The organism is Streptomyces sp. MRC013 (assembly GCF_023614235.1).
Classification (GTDB): Bacteria; Actinomycetota; Actinomycetes; order Streptomycetales; family Streptomycetaceae; genus Streptomyces.
On the sequence record NZ_CP094264.1, the window covers coordinates 2992787 to 3017131 of the forward strand.

Below are 24345 nucleotides of genomic sequence, written 5' to 3' on the forward strand. Positions count from 1 at the left end.
TACTCTGGATAGCCACGGAAGGGGTACCTGTCACATGACGTTCAAGGTTGGCGACACCGTGGTCTATCCCCATCACGGGGCCGCGCTGATCGAGGCCATCGAAACTCGTCAGATCAAAGGCGTGGACAAGACCTACTTGGTGCTCAAGGTCGCCCAGGGTGACTTGACGGTGCGTGTCCCGGCGGACAACGCGGAGTTCGTCGGTGTGCGCGATGTGGTCGGTCAGGACGGGCTGGACCGGGTCTTCGAGGTGCTCCGCGCACCGTACGCCGAAGAGCCCACGAACTGGTCCCGTCGCTACAAGGCGAACCTCGAGAAGCTCGCCTCGGGCGATGTGATCAAGGTGGCCGAGGTGGTGCGCGACCTGTGGCGCCGCGAGCGTGAGCGCGGTCTCTCCGCGGGGGAGAAGCGGATGCTCGCGAAGGCGCGTCAGATCCTCGTCAGCGAGCTCGCGCTCGCGGAGAACACCAACGAAGACAAGGCCGAGACTCTGCTCGACGAGGTTCTCGCGTCCTGACGCCGAGGTCCCCGGAGCCCCGGTGCGGCCGCACTCGCCGGAGAGGGCGCCCCGACCGGGGCCGCGCGCACCGAAAACCGGAGTGATCCACCCCCTGTGCGGTACGTCACCCCGCGGTGCGCCCCACATGGTGGAAGTGGCAACCACTGTCGCGGTGCCCGATGACATGCTGTCAGAACACAGCTTCGTCGCCGGGCGCCGCGGCATGTTCGCGTCCCTGCCGGGTCCCGGCCTTCGACGGCCGGGCGCTCGCTCGACCGGCGTCACGGAAGGGGCCGGTCCGGAGGTCGCGCCCGCGCTGTGGCCATACCCATGTCGGCCGAGTGAACAAACCTGCCGGAGTGCAACCGATGTCAGACGCAGCACCCCCCGCCCGCACCGCGGCGGTCATCCCCGCCGCGGGCCGAGGCGTACGGCTCGGACCGGGCGCCCCCAAGGCGCTCCGCGTGCTGGGCGGCACCCCGATGCTGATCCACGCCGTGCGGGCCATGTCCGCGTCCCGCGCGGTGTCCCTGGTCGTCGTCGTCGCACCGCCGGACGACGTCGCGGGCGTGCGGGTGCTCCTCGACGAGTACCCGGTGCCCGAGCGCACCGAGGTCCTCGTCGTCCCCGGCGGCGCCACCCGCCGGGAGTCCGTGCGGCGCGGACTGGAGGTCCTGCCCGACACGGTCACCACCGTCCTCGTCCACGACGCCGCCCGCCCCCTCGTCCCGGTCGACACGGTCGACGCGGTCATCGAGGCGGTACGGGTCGGGGGCGCGGCCGCCGTCGTCCCGGCCGTACCCCTCGCGGACACCGTCAAGGAGGTCGAACCGGCCCCCGACGGCACCCCCGAGCCCGTCCTCGGCACGCCGGAGCGGGCCCGGCTGCGCGCGGTGCAGACCCCCCAGGGGTTCGACCGCGCCACCCTCGCGCGCGCCCACGCGGAGGTCGCCGGTGAGGCCACCGACGACGCGGGCATGGTCGAGCGGCTCGGCGTCCGGGTCGTCGCCGTACCCGGCCACGAGGAGGCGTTCAAGGTGACGCGGCCGCTGGACCTGGTGCTGGCGGAGGCCGTTCTGGCGCGCAGGAGGAGGGTGAACGATGGGTTCTGAGGGCCTCCCGCTGCCGCTGGTCGGCATCGGCACCGACATCCACGCCTTCGAGCGCGGCCGCGAGCTGTGGTGCGCGGGCCTGCTCTGGGAGGGCGAGGAGTACGGCCTGGCCGGGCACTCCGACGGGGACGTGGCCGCCCACGCGGCGTGCGACGCGCTGTTCTCCGCCGCCGGGCTCGGCGACCTCGGCGCGCACTTCGGCACGGACCGGCCCGAGTGGTCGGGCGCGTCCGGGGCTTCCCTCCTCGCGGAGGCGGCGCGGATCGTCCGCGCGGAGGGGTACGAGATCGGCAACGTGGCCGTGCAGGTCGTCGGCGTGCGGCCGAAGATCGGCAAGCGCCGCGCCGAGGCGCAGAAGGCGCTGAGCGCGGCGGTGGGCGCGCCGGTCGCCGTCTCCGGGACCACCACCGACGGCCTCGGGCTGACCGGCCGGGCCGAGGGTCTGGCCGCCGTCGCCACCGCGCTGGTCGTACGCCGGCCGTAGGGGCGGCCGGGGCCGCCTCGCCCGGTCGCGGGCCGGGCGGGCCGGCCACGGGCGGACGTGCGCCGCAGGACCCCGGCCCCGGCGGCCGGGGCCGGGTCGACATCCCGGCCCCGACGGCCGCGCCGTGGGACCGGGGCTCCGGCACGCCCGCGGGCGCACGGCACGCGCGGCGCGGGGCCCCGCGGATCCGCGGTCCGAAGCCGTGCCGGGGCCCCGAAGGGGCGGGGGGCCCGTCCGCCGGACGCCCCGCGCGTTCTCCACGGTGCCCCGGCCCCCGCCGCGGGGCCGGGCGTACGGCTCCGGCCGGGGCAAAAGCCCCCTCGCGGGACCTCGGCGCCGGGACGCGGCCGGAGACGTGGGCCCCACGCCCGCCCCCGGGCCGCCGGGGCGGCGGGGAGATCAGGCCGCGAGCTCGGTGCGGGCCGCCTCCAGCCCGGGGGACGCGCTGGCGTCGGCCGACCGGGCGAGGAGGGCGTCGGCCGTCGCCAGGGCGTCCTCGATGCGGGTGGTGGCGGTGGTGACGCACAGCGTGTAGGTGATGTCGTCCAACTGCTGCTCGAGCCCCGTCTCGCCGCGGCTGTGCGCGATGCGCAGGTCCGCGTAGCGGGCGAGCAGGGAACGCAGGTGGCGGGGATCGGGTGTCAGCACGTCGCAGACCTCCATCGATGGGCCGGGACCGCGCGCCTACCCCGTCTTCGATCAAGCATGCGCGGGGGCCGCGGAAAAGGTGCGGCCGGAGTTTCGAACTGACGGGTGTGGGAAGCGGAACCGCCCACTACTCTGGACCGGTGACTATTCGGCTGTACGACACCAACGCCCGGCAGATCCGCGACTTCGCACCCCTCGAGCCGGGGCGCGTCTCGATCTATCTGTGCGGCGCCACTGTGCAGGCGGCCCCCCACATCGGCCACATCAGATCCGGGTTGAACTTCGACATCATGCGTCGCTGGTTCGCCTACCGCGGCTACGAGGTCACCTTCGTCCGCAACGTCACCGACATCGACGACAAGATCATCGCGAAGGCCGCCGACCAGGGCCGCCCGTGGTGGTCGATCGGGTACGAGAACGAGCGGGCGTTCAACGACGGCTACCGTGTCCTCGGCTGCCTGCCGCCCACGTACGAGCCCCGTGCCACCGGGCACGTACCCGAGATGGTCGAGATGATGCGCGGTCTCATCGAGCGGGGGCACGCCTACGAGGCGGAAGGCAACGTCTACTTCGACGTGCGGTCCTTCCCCGGCTACCTGGAACTGTCCCGGCAGGACCTGGACGACCTGCGCCAGCCGTCCGGCGAGGGGGAGACCGGCAAGCGCGACCCGCGGGACTTCGCCATGTGGAAGGCCGCCAAGCCCGGCGAACCCAGCTGGGAGACGCCCTGGGGCCGCGGCCGGCCGGGCTGGCACCTGGAGTGCTCGGCCATGGCCCACAAGTACCTGGGCGGGGTCTTCGACGTCCACGGCGGCGGCCTGGACCTGGTCTTCCCCCACCACGAGAACGAGATCGCCCAGGCCAAGGCGTACGGCGACGAGTTCGCCCGGTACTGGGTGCACAACGCCTGGGTGACCATGAGCGGCGAGAAGATGTCGAAGTCGCTCGGCAACTCCGTCCTCGTCTCGGAGATGGTCAAGAAGTGGCGCCCCGTCGTCCTGCGCTACTACCTCGGTACCCCGCACTACCGGTCGATGATCGAGTACAGCGAGGAGGCCCTGCGCGAGGCGGACGCCGCGTACGCGCGGATCGAGGGCTTCGTCCAGCGGGTCGTCGAGAAGGCCGGCCGGGCCGTCGAGCCCGCGGACGAGGTGCCGCCGGCGTTCGCCGAGGCCATGGACGACGACCTGGGCGTCCCGCAGGCGCTCGCGGTGATCCACAACACGGTACGCCAGGGCAACAGCGCCCTCGCCGCCGACGACAAGGACGCGGCCACCGCCCGCCTCTCGGAGGTCCGGGCGATGCTCGGCGTCCTCGGTCTGGACCCGCTCGACCCGCACTGGGCGGGCGAGGGCGGCGACGCCCAGAGCCTGCACGGCGTCGTCGACAGCCTCGTGCGGATGGTCCTCGACCAGCGGGAGGCGGCCCGCGCCCGCAAGGACTGGGCCACCGCCGACGCGATCCGCGACCAGCTCGGGCAGTCCGGACTCTCCGTCGAGGACGGCCCGGACGGTCCCCGCTGGACGCTCGGCGCCCGCTGAAACGCCCCTCGATGTGCCGCCCGGCCCGGCCGGGCGGCACACTGGCGTATGTACGACTGTGAAGTGTGACGACAGACAGGTAGGTCATGGCCGGGAACAGCCAGCGCAGGAACCGCCGCACCAGCAACAAGAAGGGCGCGACGGTCGGCAGCGGTGGCAACCGGCGCCGTTCGCTCGAGGGCAAGGGCCCGACGCCGCCCGCGCACATGCGCAAGGGCCACGTGAAGAACCGCGTCGCCAACGCGAAGGCCAAGCAGGCCGCGCGCCGCCCCGTCGCCCGGCGCGGCGGCAAGGGCCAGTCCGAGATGGTCGTCGGCCGCAACCCGGTCTACGAGGCCCTGCGCGACGGCGTCCCCGCGACCACGCTCTACGTCCAGCAGTTCATCGACAACGACGAGCGGGTGCGCGACGCGCTCAAGCTGGCGGCCGACCGCGGCGGCATCCACCTGATGGAGGCCCCGCGCGCCGAGCTCGACCGGATGACCGGCGGCCTGAACCACCAGGGCCTCGTCCTCCAGGTCCCGCCGTACGAGTACGCCCACCCCGAGGACCTGGCCGCCGCCGCGTACGACGAGGGCGAGGAGCCGCTGATCGTCGCCCTCGACGGCGTCACCGACCCCCGGAACCTCGGTGCGATCGTCCGGTCCGTGTCGGCGTTCGGCGGGCACGGCGTCGTCGTCCCGGAGCGGCGCGCCGCCGGCATGACGGCGGGGGCGTGGAAGACCTCCGCCGGCACCGCCGCCCGCACGCCCGTCGCCCGGGCCACCAACCTGACGCGCGCGCTGGAGGCGTACCAGAAGGCCGGGCTGACCGTCGTCGGCCTCGCCGCCGAGGGCGAGACCGAGGTCGGCGACCTGGAGGCGCTCGCGGGCCCGGTCGTCATCGTCGTCGGCAGCGAGGGCAAGGGTCTGTCCCGGCTCGTCGGGGAGACCTGCGACCACCTCGTCCGCATCCCGATGCCGGGCGGCGCGGAGTCGCTGAACGCGGGCGTCGCCGCCGGTGTGGTGCTGTACGAGGCGGCGCGCCGCCGCGGCTGACCGCCCGGGCCCCGGGCGTCCGCCCTTCGCGGGTGCCCCGTCCGCGCCTTCCGGTGCCCCCGGTACCGGGGGGCGCGTCGTGATCTTGACGGGTCTCGGACATTTGGGGGCCGCCGGAGCAGTGTCCTAAAGCGCCACCGCTCGGTTAGACGGGTGTGGACACCAGAACGCCCCGGCCCGGCTTCGATGATCAGCCTGCGCTGAACATGGTCAAGGTGCACAGCGACCCCGCGCAGGTCATCGTGAACCACGCCAGTTTCCGGGTAGAGCTCGCCCCGGTCCGAAAGCCCCGGTTCGCCGACCCCGGCCGCGTCCCCGCCGTGAGCGGCGGGAGCCGGCGGCGGGCGCCCGTCGTGTGGAGCGGCAAGTCCTCGCCCGGTGACCCCGGCGCGACCGGGCTCCTCCAGGCCGTACGCGACTCCGCCGCCGTCGACACCCTCGACCGCACGGCGGCCGTCCCGCGCGTGGACGTCGAGGCGGGCGCCACCAGGACGCTCCCGCGCGTCGGCAGCTCCGGTGACACGCTGCCGACGCCCGTCGTCGGCGGGCGTCGCGACCCCGGGGCGCCGCTGCTGCCGCCCATGCGGCGCGCCGAGGGCGCCTACGACGCGCGTCCCGAGGACACCGCCGCCCCCGGCGACGACGACTCCCGGTACGAGCCGGCGTACGAGGCGGACCACGGACCCGACGGCTACGACGACGGCTACGACGACGAGGACCGCGACGCGTACGCCGAGGAGTCCGCCGCGCACCACCGCCACGCCTACTACCCCGGCCGCCGGATGAACCTCGGGGTCGTGCTGCTGCCCCTGCGCGTCTTCCTCGGCCTCATCTCCGTCTACGCCGGCATGGGCAAGCTCTGCGACCCCGTCTACTTCGACGGCGGCGAGCGCGGCTCGCTGGTCCGGTGGCTCACCTCGCTGGAGCCGTGGCCGCTCGCCGAGCCCCTGCGGGACTTCGCCCTGTCCCATCCGGTCGGCGCGGGCCTCAGCGTGGCGTTCACCCAGGTCGTCGTGGGCGTCCTCACCATCCTCGGACTGTGGCAGCGGGTCGCCGCCGCGTTCGGCGCGCTGCTGTCGGCGGCGCTGCTGCTGACGATGAGCTGGCGGGCCGTACCGGTGTACGAGACGCCCGACATCATCTACCTCGCCGCCTGGTCGCCGCTGCTCATCGCCGGGGCGCCGGTCTACTCCGTCGACGGCCGCCTCGCGGGCGAGGCCTGGCGGACGCTCGGGCCGCGCGCCGCCCTGTGGGCGCTGCGCCGCCGCGTCCTGCGCCGCGGCGCGGTCGTCGCGGCCGTGGTGGCGGGGCTGACGCTGCTCGTCGGCTCGGTGCTCGGCGGGGCCGTGCGCTCCTCCGACCTGATCACCGTGCCCGGCCCGGACGCCGACCCGACGAACCACCTGCCCGGCCGGCCCCTGCCCGAGGAGCCCGCGGAGAGCGGATCCGCGAGCGCGTCGGCGGAGGCGCCGGAGCCGTCCGAGTCGGCCTCCCCCTCCGAGTCGGCCACCCCGAGCGAGAGCCCCACGGCCGGCCGGGAGGCGGAGGAGGAACCGGTGCACGACGGCGGCCGGGTCGAGGAGGAGCCCACCGCCACGGAGGGTACCGGCGAGGTCCTCCAGGAGCCCCGCCCCGAACCGCCGCCGGTCACCAGCGCCGGCCCCACGTCCGGCATCGGCGGCTTCGGCGGCGAGGACTTCGGCTCGGACGGCACGGAGGACGGTTCGTCCGGCGGTTCGTCCGGCGGCTCCTCCGGCGGGGACATCGGCGGCAACCGCAACCCGCTGGGCGGTCTCCTCGGGTGACCGGGCGGCCCGGGGCCTTCCCGCCCCCTCCGGGCCACGGAACCCGGAGGCGGCCGGCGCGAGGGCGCGCCGGCCGCCTCCGGCCGTTTCCCGGAAACGGCAACGTCCGTTGCCATTCCCAGGACGGCCGGGGTCCAATGACGGGCATGCGGTACGAGACGCCAGAGCACCGGTCCGTGCGGCGGCCGGCCCCCTCCGCCCCGCGTCCCGCCGACATGGAGCAGGCCCTCGCCCGGGTCGGGCCCCGGCTGAGGGAGCTCCGGCGGAGGCGCGGGGCGACCCTCGCCGAACTGTCCGGTGCGACCGGGATCTCGCGCAGCACCCTCTCCCGGCTGGAGACCGGGCAGCGGCGGCCCACGCTCGAACTGCTGCTGCCGCTCTCCCGGGTCCACCAGGTGCCGCTGGACGAGCTGGTCGGCGCCCCCGACGTGGGGGACCCGCGCGTCCGGCTCAAGCCGCGTACCGTGCACGGTTCGACCGTCGTGCCGCTCACCCGGCAGCCTGGTCCGATGCAGACGTACAAGACGGTCATCCCGGCGTCCCGCGCCACGCCCGACCCGCGCGTCCACGAGGGACACGAGTGGCTGTACGTGCTGGCGGGCCGGCTGCGGCTGGTGCTCGGCGACCACGATCTGGTACTGGGACCCGGCGAGGCCGCGGAGTTCGACACGCGGGTGCCGCACTGGTTCGGCAGCACCGGGGAGGGCCCGGTGGAACTGCTCAGCATCTTCGGCCCCCAGGGACGGCGGATGCACGTACGGGCGCGGACGCGCCGCGACGCGGTCGCGACGGACGGGCCCGGCCGGACCGGGTGAGGGGCCCGGCCGGCGCGCACGCCGCGGCCCGCCGTGGGGGAGGGGCCTCCACCGCCGGGGCGCGGCCCCTCGTCACGCCTGCGCGGTGCCCGGGACCCGCTCCCGCGCGGCCAGCTCCCTGGCGGCCTCCGCCAGGTCCTTCGCCGTGTCGATGGCCCGCCAGTAGGCGCCCTGGGGCAGGGGGAACCCGGCGAGGCGCCGTTCGCGGGCGAGCCCGGGGAAGGTGGTCCGCTCGTGATCGCCGCGCTCGGGCAGCAGCTCGCGGAAGGCCGCGGAGAACACGTACACGCCCGCGTTGATCAGGTACGGAGACGGGGGCGCCTCGATGAAGTCGGTGATGTGCCCGAACGCGTCGGTCTCGACGGCACCCCAGGGGATGCGGGGGCGGGCCAGGGCGAGCGTGGCGATGGCGTCGCGCTCGGCGTGGAACCCGGCCATCTCGCGCAGCGAGAACCGGGTCCAGATGTCGCCGTTCGTCGCGTACCAGGGCTCGTCGGGGTACGGCAGGTGGGCCGCCGCGTACTTCAGGCCGCCACCGCGGCCCAGCGGCTCCTCCTCGACGACGGTGGTGACGTGCAGGGGCGGTTCGGCCTCGTCGAGCCACCGCCGCAGGACGTCGGCGAGGTGGCCGCAGGAGACGACCGCGTGGGTCACGCCCTCGGCGGCCAGCCACGACAGCTGGTGGCCGATGATCGGGATCCCGGTGCCCGGGATCTCGACCATCGGCTTGGGGCGGTCGTCGGTGTAGGGGCGCAGACGGGACCCCTGGCCGCCCGCCAGGACGACGGCCTGCGTCGGAGTGGTGTGCATACCGGGCACGATAGGCGTACCGCGGTGGTCACGGGGCGCGCTCCGCCGCTCAGCTCGCCGAGGCGACGCCACCGGCGAACGACGTGTCGCAGACGGGCCGCGAGTAGGACTGCGCCTCGGTCGGGCCGTAGACGCGGACGGCGGCGGCGCCCAGGTCGCGGGCGATCGACCCGCAGTGCCCGGCGAGGGACGGGCTGTCCTCCACGGCGCGCTGGAGGTGCGTCAGGGCGACACCCGGGTCCTCGCGCTCCAGCTCCGCCAGGAGCCGGTCGCGGAGCACGTCCTGCGGGGCGCGCGGCGCGGCCGACCGCACCGGGACGTTCTCCGCGGAGGCGGTGAGGATCTGGGTGGCGGAGCGCTGGCCCGTCCAGGGCACGCTGGAGACCGCGAGCGTGCCGGAGAGGACCAGGACGACGGGCAGGACGAGGGCGAGGGAACGGCCGATGCGGCGTGCTGTCTGGTTCACGGAGGCGAGCGTAGCGCTCGGTGAAGTTTCGGGGACGCTCGGTCACTCTGACGAGGGAGGTTTCTCCGCCCTACCGTGCGACCCGTGTTGACGGGAGTCATCCGAAATGACCGATGCGCCGGGGTATTTCCGTATCGGGGGGCGCGGGCGGCTCCGCGCCAGGGGGTGCGGCTACGGGCGGCTCGCGCCGGGAGGTGCGGTCGCGGGCGGCTCCGCGCGGTGCCGCCCGCGGCCGGACGGGGTCAGTCGCTGAGGCGCTCGCCGGTGGAGGTGGAGAAGACGTGCAGCTCGCCCGGGCGCGGGACGACGTGCAGCTCGGAGCCCTTCTCCGGGACGGAGCGGCCGCCGACGCGGACGACGAGGTCCTTCGGCTCACCGCCGACGAGGGCGGAGCCGTACACGTAGCCGTCGGCGCCGAGCTCCTCGACGACGCTGACGGAGACGGCGAGGCCGGCCGGGGCGGAGGCGTCCTTGGACAGGGCCCGGGCGGCGTCGGCGCCCCCGTGCTCGACGACGTCGAAGTGCTCGGGCCGGATGCCGACCGTGACGGTCGTGTCGCCCCTGGCGGTGGCGGCGGCGAGGGCCTCGCGCGACACGGGGACGACGCTGTTGCCGAACGTGACGCCGCCGTCGGTGATCGGCACCTCGACCAGGTTCATGGCGGGGGAGCCGATGAAGCCGGCGACGAAGAGGTTGGCGGGGCGGTCGTACATGTTGCGCGGGGTGTCGACCTGCTGGAGCAGGCCGTCCTTGAGAACGGCGACGCGGTCGCCCATGGTGAGGGCCTCGACCTGGTCGTGCGTGACGTACACGGTGGTGATGCCGAGGCGCCGCTGCAGGGAGGCGATCTGCGTGCGCGTGGAGACCCGGAGCTTGGCGTCGAGGTTCGACAGCGGCTCGTCCATGAGGAAGACCCGCGGCTCGCGGACGATGGCGCGGCCCATGGCGACGCGCTGGCGTTGGCCGCCGGAGAGCGCCTTCGGCTTGCGGTCGAGGTACTCGGTCAGGTCGAGGATCCTCGCGGCCTCCTCGACCTTCCGGCGGATCTCCGCCTTGTTGACGCCGGCGATCTTCAGGGCGAAGCCCATGTTGTCGGCGACGGTCATGTGCGGGTAGAGCGCGTAGTTCTGGAACACCATGGCGATGTCCCGGTCCTTCGGCGGCAGGTGGGTGACGTCGCGGTCGCCGATGCGGATCGCGCCGCTGTTGACGTCCTCCAGGCCCGCGAGCATGCGCAGGGAGGTGGACTTGCCGCAGCCGGAGGGCCCGACGAGGACGAGGAACTCACCGTCCGCGATCTCGATTTCGAGCCGGTCGACGGCGGGCCTGGTGCCGCCCGGGTAGAGCCGGGTGGCCTTGTCGAACGTGACAGACGCCATGGTGACGGGTCCCTTCACCGGCAGGAACGTGCCGGACGATCCGAGTAAAGGAGGTGTGCCTCGTCGGCCCGGGGAGGGCTTCCCGGTGACGCTACCCGGTGGGACGGACTCTGTCAGCGGCTCGGGCCCGGCGGGATTCCCGGCGTCGGCACACCCGCGGTTGGTTACACTGACGAGGCTGCCGCCTTAGCTCAGTTGGCTAGAGCGCTTGACTTGTAATCTTGAGGTCGTCGGTTCGATTCCGACAGGCGGCTCCGTGAGGACTCCCGGCCCGTTCGGCCGGGAGTCCTCGGCTTGTGCGGTCTCGGAGGCGTGGAGATGGGGCCGGTGTGGCCGGTGTGTCCCTGTTGCGAGCAGACGTTCATCCGGGTGTACCGCTTCAAGGACGGTGGTGAACCGTTCCTGCTCTGCTCGGAGTGCGACGCCTTCTGGGGGCCCGACGACGTGGTGGGCGAGGGGACGGCCCCGTCGCTCGACGACGTGGTGGCGGCGCGGCTGGGCGTCGCGCGGAGGCCGTGTGGACGGGGCGCGCGCAGGCGGACGTCCCGGAGCCCCGGGAGTGAGCGGGGCGGCCCCGGCCGTGCGCGCCCGCCGGACCCCGCGGGCGCGCACGGCAGGGGGAGCCTGGACCGCGGGGTCCGGGACGGGAGAGGGTGGGGGGATGATCCGCAGCGCCACCGAGGCCGACGTGCCCGCCGTCCACGCCATGATCCGCGACCTCGCCGAGTACGAGAAGGCGCTGCACGAGGTGCGGGCCACCGAGGGGCGGCTGCGGGAGGCGCTGTTCGGGGAGCGGCCCGCCGCGTACGCGCACATCGCGCAGGACGAGGACGGCGAGACGGTCGGCTTCGCGCTGTGGTTCCTGAACTTCTCCACCTGGCGCGGGGTGCACGGCGTCTACCTGGAGGACCTGTACGTACGTCCCGAGGCGCGCGGCGCAGGGCACGGGAAGGCGCTGCTGCGGGAGCTGGCGCGGATCTGCGTGGAGCGCGGGTACGAACGGCTGGAGTGGTCCGTCCTCGACTGGAACACCCCGTCGATCGGCTTCTACCGGGCCCTGGGCGCCCGGCCGCAGGACGAGTGGACCGTGTACCGACTGACCGACGGGGCGCTCGCGGAGCTCGCCCGGGGATAGGTCCCGGGACCGCGAGAGGCCCCAGGGCCGGGTGGGGCCGGTTCTGCGGCCGGACCCTGCGGAGGGGCTCTACGGGGGAGGTCCCTACGGGAGCCCTGACGGGGAAGCCCCAGGGGAGAGGCCCCACGGGACCGGGACGCCGGTCCGTCGTGCGGCGGGTCGCCGGGGCGCGGTGTGCCCGTGCCGCTCCCGCAGCGGGAACCGCCGACGCCCGCGGCTCCTCCCGGTGGCCGGCCCCGTCCTGCCGGGGCCGGACGGGGACGCCCTGCCGCGGGGGCCGGGGCCGCCTAGATGATCGATTCCAAGGGGTCAGTGATCGTACGAGGTGAGCGAGCGGAGGGTGTCTTGTCCGGTGTGGTCGTTGTGCCAGATCACGGTTGTCAGGGCGAGTATGCGCTGCATGATGCGGGCGATCACGCCGCGGGGTGTGCGTCCTCGGTGCTGTTCGAGGTCGAGCTGTCCCTTGAGGGTCTCGTTGACCGACTCGATGACCTGCCGCAGCGGCTTGAACAGGGACCCACCGGGCCGCTGCCGTTCGCCCTTGCGGGTCGGCCGTAGCAACCGGATGCCCTGCTGGGCAAGTTCCTCCTCGAAGATGCGGCCGTAGTGATTCCTGTCGCCGATCAGGGTCTGGCCGGGCCGGGTGCTGACCAGGTGGGATTCCGCTGCAAACAAGTCCAGCAGGGTTTCGCGTTCGTCGGCCTTGGCTCCGGTCAGGGCGAAGGTGACGGGCAGGCCCTGGAGGGTGCACACCAGGTGCAGCCGCAGGCCCCAGAAGAAGCGGCTGTGGCTGGCGCAGTAGCCGTACTGGGCCCATCCGGCCAGGTCGGAACGCTTCACGGTTTCCCGTGAGCGGCCACATTCCACGGGTGTGGAGTCCACGATCCACACATCGTCACTCCACGCCGAGGTGCTGGTGGCCAGGACCCGGGTGACCCGACGGAGCAGTTCGGCGGCCTTGCGCAACCGCTTGTTGTAGCCGGATTGCTGTGGCAAGTACGGGGAGAGATGCCGCAGGTGGGCCCGGGCATGCCGGAGCCATCTGGCCTCGGAGGTGAAACCGAGCATGGCCTGCATCATCGCGAGGGTGACCGGTTCAGCGTCCGTGAGCCGCGGCGTGATCCCCACAGTCGGCCGCCACGGCGCCAGGTCCGGACGCTCCTTTAGTAGATCGTCGGTCGTCGCATAGAGTGCCGTCGCGAGGGTGTCCAGGTTGTTCGTCACACAACGATCTTGGACACCCTCGTTCTCGTCTCTGCAGGCGCCCCTCGAAAGGACCGTGGCATGTCCAGCGACCGTCTCATGCGCATCCACAGCGCAGAGTTCCAAGCCATGGCCGAGAGGGTCCTGCGGGCCACCGAGCTCACCTCCCGCCTGAACGCCCTGCCTTTCGAAGACGAAGCGGGCAAGGCGGAGCTGTTCGGACAGATCCTCGGCAAGCCACTGCCGCCGAGAGTCACGATCTATCCACCCTTCTACACGGACCATGGCCTGAACCTCGACCTCGCCGATCGCGTCTTCATCAACCAGAACTGCACGTTCCTGGACTACGCCGGCATCCGGCTCGGCGAGCGCGTGATGATCGGACCGAAGGTCACGTTCATCACCAGCGGCCACCCGGTTGATCCCGAGGAGCGGCGGCTATACCTCACCGGCGCTCCCATCGACGTCGCGGAGAACGTGTGGATCGGTGCCGGTGCCACAATCCTGCCCGGCGTCAGTATCGGCCGTGATGCCGTGGTCGCCGCCGGTGCGGTCGTGGCCGATGACGTTCCGCCGGCAAGCCTGGTGACCGGCAGTAAGGCAGCCGTGCACCGGCAGTGGTGACAACCCCATCGGAGTCACGCCGCGCCCCCGTCTACTGGCAGTCATGCATCACATCGGAAGGCTCACGCCCGGCCCGAAGCAACTGGCTCCAGTCCAAGGGCGAGAGACCCTTCACTCGCTCACCCCGCGCGGTCACCGACCCCTTGGAATTGATCATCTAGGGGACGCGGGGGAAGCGGGCCTGGAGGTCCCAGACGACGGGGTTGTCGGCGAGGCCCTCGTGCATGTCGACGAGGTCGGCGATCAGGTCGTGGAGGAAGTCCCGTGCCTCCCGGCGCAGTTCGGCGTGGCCGAAGGTGAGCGGCGGCTCGTCCCCCGGCATCCAGTCGGCCTCCACGTCCACCCAGCCGAAGCGGCGCTCGAACAGCATCCGGTCGGTGGACTCGGTGAAGTCCAGTTCCGCGTACTGCGGCTGCGCCGCCCGGCTGCCGCGAGGGTCCCGGTCGAGCCGCTCGACGATGTCGCACAGCGCCCACGCGAAGTCCAGTACCGGCACCCAGCCCCAGGCCGTGGACACCTCCCGGTCGGCCCCGGTGTCCGCCAGGTACACGTCCCCGCAGAACAGGTCGTGCCGCAGGGCGTGCACGTCGGCCCGCCGGTAGTCGGTCTGAGGGGGGTCGGGGAAACGGCGGGAGAGGGAGTAGCCGATGTCGAGCACGTACGCGATGGTGTCACGTCCCCGGGCCGCCGCGTCCGGCGGTGCGGCCGGAGGGCGGGCAGGCGGGCGGGCGGGTGACCGGGTGGCAGGGTCGTCGGGCGGGCGGCGCCGGGTGACCGGGCGGTGCCCGCGGCGCACGCCGCCGCGGACCGCCCGCCGGCCCCGCGGCGGTGCCCGGCGGGCGCGAGCCGGGCCGGGGTCGAGGGAGGTGCGGTGGGCGAGGGCAAGGGCGCGGGCCGGAGTCGGTGCCGGTGCCGGGGTCGGTGTCGGGGATGGGGTCGGTGCCGGGGTCCGGGGACAGGGGATGAGGGTCGGGGACAGGAGAGGTGCGGTGAACCGGGCGAAGGGCGCGGGCCGGAGTCGGTGCCGGTGCCGGGGTCGGTGCCGGGGTCCGGGGACAGGGGATGAGGGTCGGGGACAGGAGAGGTGCGGTGGGCCGGGCGAAGAGCGCGGGCCGGAGTCGGTGTCGGGGACGGGGACGGGGGCTGCGGGGCGGGCCGGAGTCGGGAACGGGGGGGATGCGGGTCGGGGTGGGCGCCGGCCGCCGAAGCGGGCCGCACGCCTAGGATCACCGGGTGACCCACGGCAAGGGGCGGAGGCGCCGCCCCGTCCGCGCCTCGCTGGCCGCGCTGACGGCGCTGCTGCCGGCGGCGGCCGGCTGCGCGGGCGGCGTCACCGGCACCCCCGGTGCCGCCGGGGTGCGCGACCCGTACTTCCCGCGCCTCGGCAACGGCGGCTACGACGTACGGCACTACGCCCTCACCGTCGCCTACGACCCCGCCACCGGGCGCCTCGACGGGACCGCGGAGATCACCGCACGCGCCACCCGGGCACTGAGCGCCTTCAACCTGGACCTGGCCGGGCTGACCGTCCGCGGCGCCACCGTCGACGGGGACCGGGCCTCCGTCCGGCGCGCCGGACACGAGGTGACGCTCCGGCCCCGCACCGACCTCGACGACGGAGCCGTCTTCCGCACGGTCGTGCGCTACTCGGGCGTCCCGCGCACGATCACCGACCCCGACGGGTCGGAGGAGGGCTGGCTGCGGACGGCGGACGGGGCGGTCGCGCTCGGCGAGCCGACCGGGTCCATGGCGTGGTTCCCCGGCAACCACCACCCCTCGGACAAGGCGACGTACACGGTCACGGTCACCGTCCCGGCCGGCCTCCAGGCCGTCGCCAACGGACTGCCCGGCCGGGCGGTCACCCGGGAGGGCCGCACCACCACCACCTGGCGGACCGCCGAACCGATGGCCAGCTACCTGGCGACGCTCGCCGTCGGCCGGTTCGACGTCACCACCACCCGCACCCCGGCCGGGCTGCCCGTGCTCACCGCCACCGACCGGACCGTCACACGGAGGAGCGCGGACCTGCTGGCCCGGCTGCCCGGGATGCTGGACTGGCTGACGGAGCGGTTCGGGCCGTACCCCTTCTCCTCCGCCGGGGTGATCGTCGAGCGGCCGGGCGACTCCTCGTACGCCCTGGAGACCCAGACGCGGCCGGTGATCCCGCAGGACCTGCTCACCGCCGGGACCCTCGTCCACGAGCTGGCCCACCAGTGGTACGGGAACTCCGTGTCGCCCGCGTCGTGGCGGGACATGTGGCTCAACGAGGGCTTCGCCCAGTACGCCGAGTGGCTGTACGCGGAGGACTTCGGGGGCAGGCCCGTGCAGAGGAGCCACGAGGCGGCCTTCGCCGCCCCCGCCAACTGGGAGTTCCCGCCCGCCGCGCCGCCGACCGCCGCCGACGTCTCGGGGGCGCCGGTGTACGGCCGGGGCGCGATGGTGCTGCACAAGCTCCGCCAGGCGGTCGGCGACGACGTGTTCTTCGACCTGCTCCGCGGCTGGGCGGCCGGGCGCCGGCACGGCAACGCCTCGACGGCCGACTTCACCGCGTACGTGGAGGAGCGGACCGGCGAGGACCTGACCGGGCTGTGGGACACCTGGCTGTACGGCCGGGGCCGGCCCGACGCGCCCTGAGCGGCGCGGGGCTACAACCGCTTGCGGAGCACCAGGCAGTCCCGGCCCGGCCGCCGGTCCCTGCGGCGGCCGACCTCCTCGTACCCGAGGGACCGCCAGAAGAGGAGCGCCTTGCGGTTGTTGTCCAGCACGGCCAGCTTGACGCCCTTGCGGCCGAGGGCCCGGAACCGCTTCTCGACGATCTCCGCCAGCTCGCGGCCGAAGCCCATGCGGTGGTCGCGGCCGTGCACCATCAGCAGCCCGACCCACGGGTCGGGGTCGTCGGGGTCCGGGTGGTGGGCCAGGGTCACGGCGATGCCGATCACCCGGCCGGCCGACCGGGCCAGCAGCACCTCGGCGCCCGGCTGCGCCAGCTCCTCGGCGAGCGAGACGGCCACCTGCTCGGGCCGGATGTCGTCCGGGTCCGGGAACTCCCCGCTGAGCTGCTGGAACTCCCGGTTCGACGCGTAGAGGCCGGTGATCTCGGTGAGGAGCGGGCCCGGCAGGGCGCCCTCCTCGCCGAGCTCCAGCGGTTCGACGATCATGTGCCCACAGTAGGCAACGACGGGCCCCGGGGCGGCGACCGCCACCGGGGCCCGTCGTCGGCGTGCGCGCGGACGCCCGCGCGTCCGCGGCGCCGCGTGGGTCAGATGCCCACGCCGAAGTCGCGGGCGATGCCCTCCAGGCCGGAGGCGTAGCCCTGGCCGACCGCGCGGAACTTCCACTCGGCGCCGTGCCGGTACAGCTCGCCGAAGACCATGGCGGTCTCCGTCGCGGCGTCCTCGCTGAGGTCGTAGCGGGCGATCTCGGCGCCGCCGTTCTGGTTCACGATGCGGATGTACGCGTTGCGGACCTGGCCGAAGTTCTGCGAGCGGGGCACCGCGTCGTAGATGGAGACCGGGAAGACGATCTTCTCGACGTTCGCGGGGAGGCCCGCGAGGTCGACGTTGATCTGCTCGTCGTCGCCGCCGCCCTCACCCGTGCGGTTGTCACCGGTGTGGACGATGGTGCCGTCGGGGGTGGACTTGTTGTTGAAGAAGACGAAGTGGGCGTCGGAGGCGACCTTGCCGGCCGCGTCGACGCCGATCGCCGAGGCGTCGAGGTCGAAGTCGGTGCCCGTGGTGGTGCGGACGTCCCAGCCGAGGCCCACCGTGACGGCGGTGAGGCCCGGAGCCTCCTTGGTCAGTGAGACATTGCCGCCCTTGGAGAGGCTTACAGCCATGGAAGTCCCTTTCCTTCATCTGAGCGCTCCGTGCGTCACTGCTGATAACGCCCGCGGGGACGGGGTGGTTCCACAACCGCCCGCCGTCGGCGGAAAAGCGCGTGACGGGGTGGGCGCCGGCCGGGGAACATGGAGGGCATGCCCGGTCCCCACGTCATCAGAGGTTCGGTCTCCCTGCCGGAGTCCGAGCTGGTCTGGCGTTTCTCCAGGTCCTCCGGGCCGGGCGGCCAGCACGTCAACACCAGCGACTCCCAGGTGGAGCTGCGCTTCGACCTCGCCCGCACGGAGGCGCTGCCGCCGGTCTGGAAGGAGCGTGCCCTGGAGCGGCTCGCCGGGCGGCTGACCGGCGGGGTCCTCGTCGTACGGGCCTCCGAGCACCGGTCGCAGTGGCGCAACCGGGAGGCGGCGGCCGCACGGCTGGCTGGGCTGCTCGCGGAGGCCACGGCGCCCCCGCCGCGGACCCGGCGTCCCACGAAGGTCCCGCGCGGCGTCAACGAGCGGCGGCTGCGGGAGAAGAAGCAGCGGTCCGAGACCAAGCGCGGACGCTCGGCGCGCGACTGGTCGTAGCGTCCACGGGGCGCCCCGGGGCGGGGCCGTCGCCGCGGGGCGGGACTCGCGCCCCGCAGGTACGCCAGGGCACCACCCCGAGGGATGTGGTGCCTGCATCGGAGGTACGTCAGCGGCCCACCCCGAGGGGTGTGGTGCCTGCCCCGCAGGTACGCCAGGGCACCACCCCGAGGGATGTGGTGCCTGTGCCGGAGGTACGTCAGGGGCCTACCCCAGGTGGCGGTACCTGCCCCGGAAGTACATCAGGGGCGTGCCCTCCGGGTTCGGGAAGGCGGCCGTCAGGACGCGGGCGAGCACCAGCGTGTGGTCCCCGGCCTCGACGCGCTGCTCCGTCCGGCACTCCAGCGTCGCCAGCGCCCCGCCGACCAGCGGCGCCCCCGTCAGCTCCCCGCGCGTGCAGGGGACGTCCGCGAACAGCAGGCGGTCGCTGACCCTGCCCTTCATCGCGAACCGGCCCGCGATGTGCCGCTGGCCCTCCGCGAGGACGGAGACCCCCCCACAGCGGCTGCTCCGCCAGCAGGTCGTCCATGCGGGAGCCGTTGCGCAGGCTCACCAGGACCAGCGGCGGATCCAGGGACACCGACACGAACGCCGTCGCCGTCATGCCGACGTCCTCGTCCATCGGCGGTTCCACCGCCGTCACCAGGACGACGCCGGCCGCCAGCCGGGACATCGCCGCACGGAACTCCTCGCCGCTCACCCCTCCAGGATGGGGCGGGCGAGGGTCTGACACGGGGCTTCGGGTGGTCGGCAGCACACCCGGAACGCTAACCTCGTCCGCCACCCGGCCGCATCGGACCGGAGGACCAGTCCGAGCCCCGGCGGACCTAGGTCCTCCGATGCGGTTTGCTTCCGGGATCTCCCCGACTTGGCCCATGTTTTTGTGACTTAAGTCACAGAGGGAACTAATTGTTGACCCTGTGTACCGGCGGCACAGCTCGCTGTGATTCAGTGGCCGGTGACACCGCACGAGAACGCCGCTGACGCATCTGGAGTTGTTGCTGTCGAGGTCTCGGGGGAGAGCGAACAATGGAGACCGAGTCGGAACCGTACGTCCGTCTTGCGACCCTGCGGCAACTGCACCAGGCCGTCGCCAACCTCAACACGGCCCGCAGCCTGGCCGAAACGCTGCAGACCGTCGCCGACGGCGTCATCACCGGCCTCGGTTACGAGCTGGCCTGCGTCAACCTCGTCCGCCCCGACGGCGACCTCGTCGTCGCCGCGCTCGCGGGCAACGCCGCGGCGGACGCCCTGATCACCGGCCGGGTCGGCTCCCGCCTCTCCTGGGAGCGGCGCCTCCACATGGGGGAGAGCTGGGGCGACCTGCGGTTCATCCCCTACGCCGAGGGCTGGGTCCTCACCGACGACGACGTGCCCCAGTGGCACACCGACGGCCCCGAGCCCCGCTTCGAGGGCGAGTGGCACCCCGGGGACCGGCTCTACGCGCCCATGTACACCTCCGGCGGCCAGCGGGAGCTGCTCGGCGTCATCTCCGTCGACCGCCCCCGCAACGGCCGCCGACCCGGCGCCTGGGGGCGCGAGGCGCTCCAGATGTACGCCTCCCAGGCGGCGATTGCGATCAGCAACGCCCGGCTGCGAGCAAACATGCAGCGGGCGCTCGTGCGGCTGGAGCGCGAGCAGCAGGCGCTGCGGGCCAGCGAGGAGTCGTTCCGGCAGGCCTTCGAGTACGCGCCGTCCGGGATGGCCATCGCGGAGATGGGCGGCGACCAGCACGGCCGGCTGCTGCGGGCCAACGACGCGCTGTGCCGGCTCCTGGGCAGGCCCGCCGCGGTGATGCGCCGGTACTCCTTCGCGGACCTCGTCCACCCCGAGGACGTCGGCACGCTGCTGCGGACGTCCGCCGAGGGCGGCCGCGCCGAACTGCGCCTCGCCCGCCGGGACGGCACGTACGTCTGGGTCTCCCTGCGGAACTCCGTGGTCGCCGACACCGCCGACGGCCCCCGCTTCCTCCTCACGCACGTAGAGGACATCGAGGAACGCAAGCGCCACGAGCTCCAGCTCGCCCACCGCGCCTCCCACGACGCGCTGACCGGCCTGCCCAACAGCGCGGAGCTGCGCGCCCGGCTCAGCGCCCGGCTGTGCTCCCGCCCCGGAGACCGCGTCCGGACCACCGCGGCCGAGGCGGCCGGCTTCGAGCCGGCGTACGGCGACCCGCACGGCACCGGCGCCGCCGACGCCCCCGGCGCGTACGAGTACGAGTGCGCCTACCGCGGCGACGGCTTCGACTTCGGCCCCTCCGGCGGCGCCGGCACCGGTCCGTACGACGGGCACGTGCACGCCGTCGCGCCCGACGGGGACGTCGACGACGGGACGAAGGGCCTCGCGGTCCTCTTCTGCGACCTCGACGGCTTCAAGTCGATCAACGACCGGTTCGGGCACCACACCGGGGACGCCGTCCTCATCGAGGTCGCCCGCCGGCTGACCGCCGGGGTCCGCGACGGGGACACGGTCGCCCGGCTCGGCGGCGACGAGTTCGTCGTCCTCGCCGACGGGCTCGGCGCGGCCGACGCCGCGGACCTGGCCACGCGCCTGCGCAACGGCATCATCCCGCCGATCCGGGTGGACGGACGGGCGGTGCGGGTGGGCGCCAGTTTCGGCATCGGCTGGGCCGAGTGCGGGATGTCCGTCGAGGAGGTCCTGAACTCCGCCGACCAGCGGATGTACGTGGAGAAGCGGTCCCGGTCCAAGACGCACCGCCGGGCGGGGTAACCCGTTCGCGGTAGGCTCGCCGGGGTCGGCGACGACTGGCGAGCACGGATGAGGAGTGACCAGGGATGGCTGCCGGAAACCAGGGCAACGGTGAGGGCACGCCCGAGGACGACGACCCGTTCGGCTACCTGTACGCGGACGGCCAGCCCTCCGGCGCCCAGCGGGGTGCCCGGCAGGGCGGCTACGGGTACCCCGGTCCCGCCGGCGCCCAGCCGGGGCGCCCCCGCACCTCGTACAACCAGGTCAGGGCGGTCGGCGAGCGCCCGCGCCCGCAGGTCCCGCCGCAGCCCCAGGCGCAGTACGGGCAGCAGCCCGGCACGCCCTACGGGCAGCCGCACCCGCAGTACGCCGCGCCCGAGACGTACCCGGGCGGCGCCCCCGTCCGGCCCGCCCCGGACCGGGGCGGCGGCCGCGGCGGCCGGAGCGGCGGCCCCAACACGAGGGGCCTGCTGATCGGCGCGGTCGTGGTGGTCCTGGTCGTGGTGGCCGGAATCACGGTGGCGTTCCTCGCCAACGAACCCGGCGGGACCGATGCGGCCCCCTCCCCGGCCCCCTCGGTCTCCGCGTCCCAGGGCACGCGGGACCCGGACCCGTCCCCGTCCTCCGGCCGGGACGCCGTGGAGCTGCCGAAGCGGGACGCCGCGACGCTCCAGCTCACCCCGCCCGCCGTGCTCGGCACGGACGTGAAGGGCGCCCGGGGCGCGGGTGGCGCGTACGTGATGTTCAACGGGGTCGGCGGCGCGGCCAGCTGGAAGGTCGACGTGCCGCAGGACGGTCCGTACACGCTGTTCCTCACCTACAGCGTGCCCGGCAAGGACGCGAAGGCGTCCCTCACCGTCAACGACGGCCAGCCGCGCGGGATCAGGATGTCGAACTTCGCGCACGCCCCCGAGGGCGACTGGGAGAAGGGCTGGACCCGGACCTACTCCTGGGTCCAGCTGAAGAAGGGCGAGAACACCCTGAAGATGTCCTGCGAGCCGGGCGACCAGTGCGAGGCCTACCTCGACCAGGTCTGGCTCAAGCCGGGGCACCAGAGCGGCGCCGGCTGACGGTCCGCGGACGGCAGGCCGTCCACGGGCGGGACGGGCTCTGCGCGCGGGGGCGGTGGTTTCGCGGTGCCCGCGGGGGCGGTGGTTCCGGCGGTGCCCGCGACGCGCGCGGGTCCTCCCACCCCCCGCGGCGGTGCGGCGCGGTGCGTCAGGCCGCGGTGGCGTGCTCCGTCACCGTCACCCGTTCCAGCAGTTCCCCGTACCGGTCCGGGTCGAACTCGCCGGCGGCCGGCGCGCAGACGGCGGCCGTCGCCAGGGCGGCGGCCCGGGCCAGCCGCTCGGGCCACGCGCGCCCCCTCGGCAAGGGCGGAGAGCAGCCCGGCGACCACCGCGTCGCCCGCACCCGTCGGGTCGCCCGCGACGCGGGCGGGCGGGGCCGCGGCCCAGGTGCCGTCCGGGGTGGTCGCGAGGAGCCCGTCCGGCCCGAGCGACGCGACGACCGCGTGGGCGCCGCGACGGCGGGCGTCGCGGGCGGCGCGCAGCGGCTCGCGGTAACCGGTGAGGGCGGCCAGCTCGTCGGCGTTGGGCTTGAGCAGGTCGGGACGGGCGGCGACGCCCCGGCGCAGCGGCTCACCGCTCGTGTCGAGCAGGACCGGTACGCCGGCGCGGCGGGCGCGGCGCACCAGCTCCCCGTACGCGCCGACGTGGACGCCGCGCGGCAGGCTGCCGCAGAGGGCGACCGCCCGGGCCCCGTCGAGCAGCCCCTCGTACGAGGAGACGAGCGCCGCCCACTCCGCGGGGGCGATCACCGGACCGGGTTCGCTGAACCGCGTCGCGTCGCCCGTCGCCGCGTCGGTGACGGTGACGGTGCGGCGCGTGGAGCCGGAGACCGGCACCAGGGCGTCCCGTACGGGCAGTGGGGCGAGCAGGCCGCGCAGGGTGTCTCCGGCGGGGCCGCCCGCGAAGCCCGTGACCACCGCCTCGTGGCCGAGCGCGGCGAGCACGCGGGCCGCGTTGACGCCCTTGCCGCCGGGGCGCTCGACCACCTCGGTGACGCGGTGTGCGGTGTGCGGGGTGAGCGCGGGCACCGTGTAGGCGAGGTCGAGCGCGGTGTTGAGCGTGACCGTGAGGATCACCGGTTCCCCCCACTCCCGGAGGTCGTGGGCCGGTGTCGTCGCGGCGCCCGGCCCGGAGGATTCGCGGCCCACGATCATGCCAAACGCGGGGCGGCCCGCCCAATCCCCCGGAGGGGCCGGACCGCCGCGGGCCCCCGGGGGTCAGCCCGTCCGGGGGTGGACCACCCACTCGCCCCTGCGCATCACGCCCTTGAGGACGAACCCCTCGTCGAGGACGACCAGGTCGGCGTCCTTGCCCGGTTCGATCGAGCCGATCCGGTCGTCCAGGCCCAGCAGCTTCGCCGGGTTGGCGGAGAGGGCGCGGACGACCGCCTCGACGGGCAGCCCGTCGACGGTGGCGGCGCGCCGGAAGGCCGTGTCGAGGGTGAGGGTGGACCCGGCGATGGAACCGCCGCCGACGAGCCGGGCCACCCCCTCCCTGACCTCGACCTCCAGCGGCCCGAGGCGGTAGGTCCCGTCCCCGAACCCGGCCGCGTCCATCGCGTCGGTGATGAAGGCGACCCGGTCCGCTCCGGCCTGCCGGAACGCCAGCCGCAGCGCGGCGGGGTGCAGGTGGACGCCGTCGTTGATCAGCTCGACGGTGACCCTCTCGTCCTCCAGGAGGGCGGCGACCGGACCCGGGGCCCGGTGCCCGAGGCCGGGCATCGCGTTGAACAGGTGAGTGGCGACGGTGGCGCCGGCCTCGACGGCCTCGACGGTCTGCTCGTAGGCGGCGTCCGTGTGGCCGACGGCGGCGATGACGCCGTGCTCGGCGAGGAGGCGTACGGAGTCGAGGCCGCCGGGCAGCTCGGGCGCGAGGGTCACCATGCGGGCGTGGCCCCGCGCGGCGGCGACCAGCGCGCCCACCTCGGCCGGGTCGGGGTCGCGCAGCAGGGCCTCGCTGTGGGCGCCCTTGCGGCACGGGGAGATGAACGGGCCCTCGAAGTGGATGCCGGCGATGTCGCCCTGTTCGGCCAGTTCGGCCAGTTCGCCGGCGCGGCGGGCGAGGAAGCCCAGGTCGCCGGTGACGGTCGACGCCACGAGGGTCGTCGTGCCGTGCGCCCGGTGGGTGCGGACGCCCCGCAGCACCTCGTCGAGGGTGCCCGAGGTGAAGGACGCGCCGCCGCCGCCGTGGTTGTGGAGGTCGACGAAGCCGGGCACCAGCCAGTGGCCCGTGAGGTCCAGTGCGGGCGCGTCGGCGGGGACACCGGCGCCGTCGGCGATCCGGGTGCCCTCGACGGTGACCCGCCCGCCCTCGACGACGCCGGTCGGCAGCACCACGCGGGCCCCGGCGAGGACCTCGCGGTCGGCGTGAACGGTCATCGGTCGGATACCTCCGGATCGGTGGCGAACGGGCCCCGGGCGGGGAGCCCCGCGCCCGGGCTCCCCGACGGATCCGGCCGGGGCGGCCTCCGGGCCGGTGCCGTCCGCACCGGGGCGATGACGTGTCCCACGGGGGACAGTCTCGCCCGTGGCGTCCCGAAGGCCCAGCCCACCCGGGAGTGACGCCGCTGTCCGGGGGGCACCGCCGCGCCCGGGGCCCGCGGCACC

At 74.3% G+C, this 24345-nt stretch carries 22 protein-coding genes, 1 tRNA gene and 2 pseudogenes; 14 read left to right on the forward strand and 11 right to left on the reverse strand.

Annotated elements, in window-relative coordinates; all coding sequences use genetic code 11:
- The first annotated feature begins 34 nt into the window (after positions 1–34).
- From LUW75_RS13770 to ispF, 3 genes are all read left to right on the forward strand, one after another.
- A complete protein-coding gene (locus LUW75_RS13770; protein ID WP_010472787.1) occupies positions 35–517 on the forward strand; it encodes a CarD family transcriptional regulator in 483 nt (160 codons plus the stop codon).
- Between the two features lie 350 nt (positions 518–867).
- The gene (gene ispD / locus LUW75_RS13775; protein ID WP_250335866.1) at positions 868–1611 is read left to right on the forward strand and encodes a 2-C-methyl-D-erythritol 4-phosphate cytidylyltransferase; all 744 of its coding nucleotides are present in this window, start codon (positions 868–870) and stop codon (positions 1609–1611) included.
- Complete coding sequence (gene ispF / locus LUW75_RS13780; RefSeq protein ID WP_250335867.1) at positions 1601–2095, forward strand: 2-C-methyl-D-erythritol 2,4-cyclodiphosphate synthase; 495 nt, start codon at positions 1601–1603, stop codon at positions 2093–2095. The genes ispD and ispF overlap by 11 nt, the downstream gene beginning before the upstream one ends.
- Positions 2096–2494: 399 nt before the next feature.
- Here ispF and LUW75_RS13785 read toward each other — a convergent pair whose 3' ends face one another.
- The gene (locus LUW75_RS13785) at positions 2495–2743 is read right to left on the reverse strand and encodes a DUF5133 domain-containing protein (RefSeq protein WP_250335868.1); all 249 of its coding nucleotides are present in this window, start codon (positions 2741–2743) and stop codon (positions 2495–2497) included.
- A gap of 140 nt (positions 2744–2883) precedes the next feature.
- On the opposite strand from LUW75_RS13785, the gene cysS reads away from it, so the two are divergent.
- The 4 genes from cysS (at position 2884) to LUW75_RS13805 (ending at position 7941) form a co-directional block, all read left to right on the forward strand.
- Positions 2884–4284 carry a cysteine--tRNA ligase gene (gene cysS, locus LUW75_RS13790; RefSeq protein ID WP_250335869.1) on the forward strand — a complete coding sequence of 467 codons (1401 nt, stop codon included), beginning with the start codon at positions 2884–2886 and terminating at the stop codon, positions 4282–4284.
- Positions 4285–4370: 86 nt separating this feature from the next.
- The gene (gene rlmB / locus LUW75_RS13795; RefSeq protein WP_250335870.1) at positions 4371–5321 is read left to right on the forward strand and encodes a 23S rRNA (guanosine(2251)-2'-O)-methyltransferase RlmB; all 951 of its coding nucleotides are present in this window, start codon (positions 4371–4373) and stop codon (positions 5319–5321) included.
- Positions 5322–5527: 206 nt separating this feature from the next.
- Positions 5528–7126: a DoxX family protein gene (locus LUW75_RS13800; protein ID WP_250337660.1), complete on the forward strand. Its 1599-nt coding sequence runs from the start codon at positions 5528–5530 to the stop codon at positions 7124–7126.
- Between the two features lie 215 nt (positions 7127–7341).
- Positions 7342–7941, forward strand: a complete 600-nt coding sequence (locus LUW75_RS13805; protein WP_250337661.1) for a helix-turn-helix domain-containing protein — start codon at positions 7342–7344, stop codon at positions 7939–7941.
- Positions 7942–8013: 72 nt separating this feature from the next.
- Here LUW75_RS13805 and LUW75_RS13810 read toward each other — a convergent pair whose 3' ends face one another.
- The 3 genes from LUW75_RS13810 to LUW75_RS13820 form a co-directional block, all read right to left on the reverse strand.
- Complete coding sequence (locus LUW75_RS13810) at positions 8014–8751, reverse strand: nucleotidyltransferase family protein (RefSeq protein WP_250335871.1); 738 nt, start codon at positions 8749–8751, stop codon at positions 8014–8016.
- A gap of 49 nt (positions 8752–8800) precedes the next feature.
- Positions 8801–9217: a hypothetical protein gene (locus tag LUW75_RS13815; RefSeq protein ID WP_250335872.1), complete on the reverse strand. Its 417-nt coding sequence runs from the start codon at positions 9215–9217 to the stop codon at positions 8801–8803.
- Between the two features lie 242 nt (positions 9218–9459).
- Positions 9460–10596 carry an ABC transporter ATP-binding protein gene (locus LUW75_RS13820; protein WP_250335873.1) on the reverse strand — a complete coding sequence of 379 codons (1137 nt, stop codon included), beginning with the start codon at positions 10594–10596 and terminating at the stop codon, positions 9460–9462.
- A gap of 180 nt (positions 10597–10776) precedes the next feature.
- On the opposite strand from LUW75_RS13820, the gene LUW75_RS13825 reads away from it, so the two are divergent.
- Both LUW75_RS13825 and LUW75_RS13830 read left to right on the forward strand, forming a co-directional pair.
- Positions 10777–10850, forward strand: a tRNA-Thr gene (locus LUW75_RS13825).
- 407 nt (positions 10851–11257) lie between these two features.
- Entirely contained in the window at positions 11258–11731 is a 474-nt protein-coding gene (locus tag LUW75_RS13830) for a GNAT family N-acetyltransferase (RefSeq protein ID WP_250335874.1), read from the forward strand.
- 309 nt (positions 11732–12040) lie between these two features.
- Here LUW75_RS13830 and LUW75_RS13835 read toward each other — a convergent pair whose 3' ends face one another.
- The gene (locus LUW75_RS13835; RefSeq protein WP_250335875.1) at positions 12041–12955 is read right to left on the reverse strand and encodes an IS982 family transposase; all 915 of its coding nucleotides are present in this window, start codon (positions 12953–12955) and stop codon (positions 12041–12043) included.
- Between the two features lie 60 nt (positions 12956–13015).
- Here LUW75_RS13835 and LUW75_RS13840 point away from each other — a divergent pair, with 60 nt between their 5' ends.
- The gene (locus tag LUW75_RS13840; RefSeq protein ID WP_250335876.1) at positions 13016–13558 is read left to right on the forward strand and encodes a DapH/DapD/GlmU-related protein; all 543 of its coding nucleotides are present in this window, start codon (positions 13016–13018) and stop codon (positions 13556–13558) included.
- Positions 13559–13715: 157 nt separating this feature from the next.
- Here LUW75_RS13840 and LUW75_RS13845 read toward each other — a convergent pair whose 3' ends face one another.
- Positions 13716–14216 carry a hypothetical protein gene (locus tag LUW75_RS13845; protein WP_250335877.1) on the reverse strand — a complete coding sequence of 167 codons (501 nt, stop codon included), beginning with the start codon at positions 14214–14216 and terminating at the stop codon, positions 13716–13718.
- 575 nt (positions 14217–14791) lie between these two features.
- Here LUW75_RS13845 and LUW75_RS13850 point away from each other — a divergent pair.
- Entirely contained in the window at positions 14792–16192 is a 1401-nt protein-coding gene (locus LUW75_RS13850) for a M1 family metallopeptidase (protein ID WP_462933732.1), read from the forward strand.
- 11 nt (positions 16193–16203) lie between these two features.
- Here LUW75_RS13850 and LUW75_RS13855 read toward each other — a convergent pair whose 3' ends face one another.
- Together LUW75_RS13855 and LUW75_RS13860 are read right to left on the reverse strand one after the other, a co-directional pair.
- Positions 16204–16716 carry a GNAT family N-acetyltransferase gene (locus LUW75_RS13855; protein WP_250335878.1) on the reverse strand — a complete coding sequence of 171 codons (513 nt, stop codon included), beginning with the start codon at positions 16714–16716 and terminating at the stop codon, positions 16204–16206.
- Between the two features lie 101 nt (positions 16717–16817).
- Positions 16818–17393 (reverse strand): TerD family protein, encoded by a 576-nt coding sequence (locus LUW75_RS13860; protein WP_250335879.1) that lies wholly within the window; start codon positions 17391–17393, stop codon positions 16818–16820.
- Between the two features lie 129 nt (positions 17394–17522).
- Between LUW75_RS13860 and arfB the strand changes: the two genes are divergently transcribed.
- A complete protein-coding gene (arfB, locus tag LUW75_RS13865) occupies positions 17523–17960 on the forward strand; it encodes an alternative ribosome rescue aminoacyl-tRNA hydrolase ArfB (protein ID WP_250335880.1) in 438 nt (145 codons plus the stop codon).
- A 207-nt stretch (positions 17961–18167) separates the two neighbouring features.
- Here arfB and LUW75_RS13870 read toward each other — a convergent pair.
- Positions 18168–18633: pseudogene (locus tag LUW75_RS13870) on the reverse strand (flavin reductase family protein).
- Between the two features lie 356 nt (positions 18634–18989).
- On the opposite strand from LUW75_RS13870, the gene cdgB reads away from it, so the two are divergent.
- Positions 18990–20690 carry a diguanylate cyclase CdgB gene (gene cdgB / locus LUW75_RS13875; RefSeq protein ID WP_250335881.1) on the forward strand — a complete coding sequence of 567 codons (1701 nt, stop codon included), beginning with the start codon at positions 18990–18992 and terminating at the stop codon, positions 20688–20690.
- A 65-nt stretch (positions 20691–20755) separates the two neighbouring features.
- Positions 20756–21739 carry a carbohydrate-binding protein gene (locus tag LUW75_RS13880; protein WP_250335882.1) on the forward strand — a complete coding sequence of 328 codons (984 nt, stop codon included), beginning with the start codon at positions 20756–20758 and terminating at the stop codon, positions 21737–21739.
- A 148-nt stretch (positions 21740–21887) separates the two neighbouring features.
- Here the strand turns inward: LUW75_RS13880 and LUW75_RS13885 are convergent.
- Positions 21888–22815: pseudogene (locus tag LUW75_RS13885) on the reverse strand (1-phosphofructokinase family hexose kinase).
- A gap of 141 nt (positions 22816–22956) precedes the next feature.
- Positions 22957–24117: an N-acetylglucosamine-6-phosphate deacetylase gene (gene nagA, locus LUW75_RS13890; protein ID WP_250335883.1), complete on the reverse strand. Its 1161-nt coding sequence runs from the start codon at positions 24115–24117 to the stop codon at positions 22957–22959.
- Positions 24118–24345: the final 228 nt, after the last annotated feature.

What these genes read in the sequence shown, in the direction of transcription:
- LUW75_RS13770 (WP_010472787.1), top strand. Translation starts at nt 35, where the DNA reads ATGACGTTCAAGGTTGGCGACACCGTGGTCTATCCCCATCACGGGGCC.
- ispD (WP_250335866.1), top strand. Translation starts at nt 868, where the DNA reads ATGTCAGACGCAGCACCCCCCGCCCGCACCGCGGCGGTCATCCCCGCC.
- ispF (WP_250335867.1), top strand. Translation starts at nt 1,601, where the DNA reads ATGGGTTCTGAGGGCCTCCCGCTGCCGCTGGTCGGCATCGGCACCGAC.
- rlmB (WP_250335870.1), top strand. Translation starts at nt 4,371, where the DNA reads ATGGCCGGGAACAGCCAGCGCAGGAACCGCCGCACCAGCAACAAGAAG.
- LUW75_RS13800 (WP_250337660.1), top strand. Translation starts at nt 5,528, where the DNA reads ATGGTCAAGGTGCACAGCGACCCCGCGCAGGTCATCGTGAACCACGCC.
- LUW75_RS13805 (WP_250337661.1), top strand. Translation starts at nt 7,342, where the DNA reads ATGGAGCAGGCCCTCGCCCGGGTCGGGCCCCGGCTGAGGGAGCTCCGG.
- LUW75_RS13810 (WP_250335871.1), bottom strand. Translation starts at nt 8,751, where the DNA reads ATGCACACCACTCCGACGCAGGCCGTCGTCCTGGCGGGCGGCCAGGGG.
- LUW75_RS13820 (WP_250335873.1), bottom strand. Translation starts at nt 10,596, where the DNA reads ATGGCGTCTGTCACGTTCGACAAGGCCACCCGGCTCTACCCGGGCGGC.
- LUW75_RS13830 (WP_250335874.1), top strand. Translation starts at nt 11,258, where the DNA reads ATGATCCGCAGCGCCACCGAGGCCGACGTGCCCGCCGTCCACGCCATG.
- LUW75_RS13840 (WP_250335876.1), top strand. Translation starts at nt 13,016, where the DNA reads ATGTCCAGCGACCGTCTCATGCGCATCCACAGCGCAGAGTTCCAAGCC.
- LUW75_RS13855 (WP_250335878.1), bottom strand. Translation starts at nt 16,716, where the DNA reads ATGATCGTCGAACCGCTGGAGCTCGGCGAGGAGGGCGCCCTGCCGGGC.
- LUW75_RS13860 (WP_250335879.1), bottom strand. Translation starts at nt 17,393, where the DNA reads ATGGCTGTAAGCCTCTCCAAGGGCGGCAATGTCTCACTGACCAAGGAG.
- arfB (WP_250335880.1), top strand. Translation starts at nt 17,523, where the DNA reads ATGGAGGGCATGCCCGGTCCCCACGTCATCAGAGGTTCGGTCTCCCTG.
- cdgB (WP_250335881.1), top strand. Translation starts at nt 18,990, where the DNA reads ATGGAGACCGAGTCGGAACCGTACGTCCGTCTTGCGACCCTGCGGCAA.
- LUW75_RS13880 (WP_250335882.1), top strand. Translation starts at nt 20,756, where the DNA reads ATGGCTGCCGGAAACCAGGGCAACGGTGAGGGCACGCCCGAGGACGAC.
- nagA (WP_250335883.1), bottom strand. Translation starts at nt 24,117, where the DNA reads ATGACCGTTCACGCCGACCGCGAGGTCCTCGCCGGGGCCCGCGTGGTG.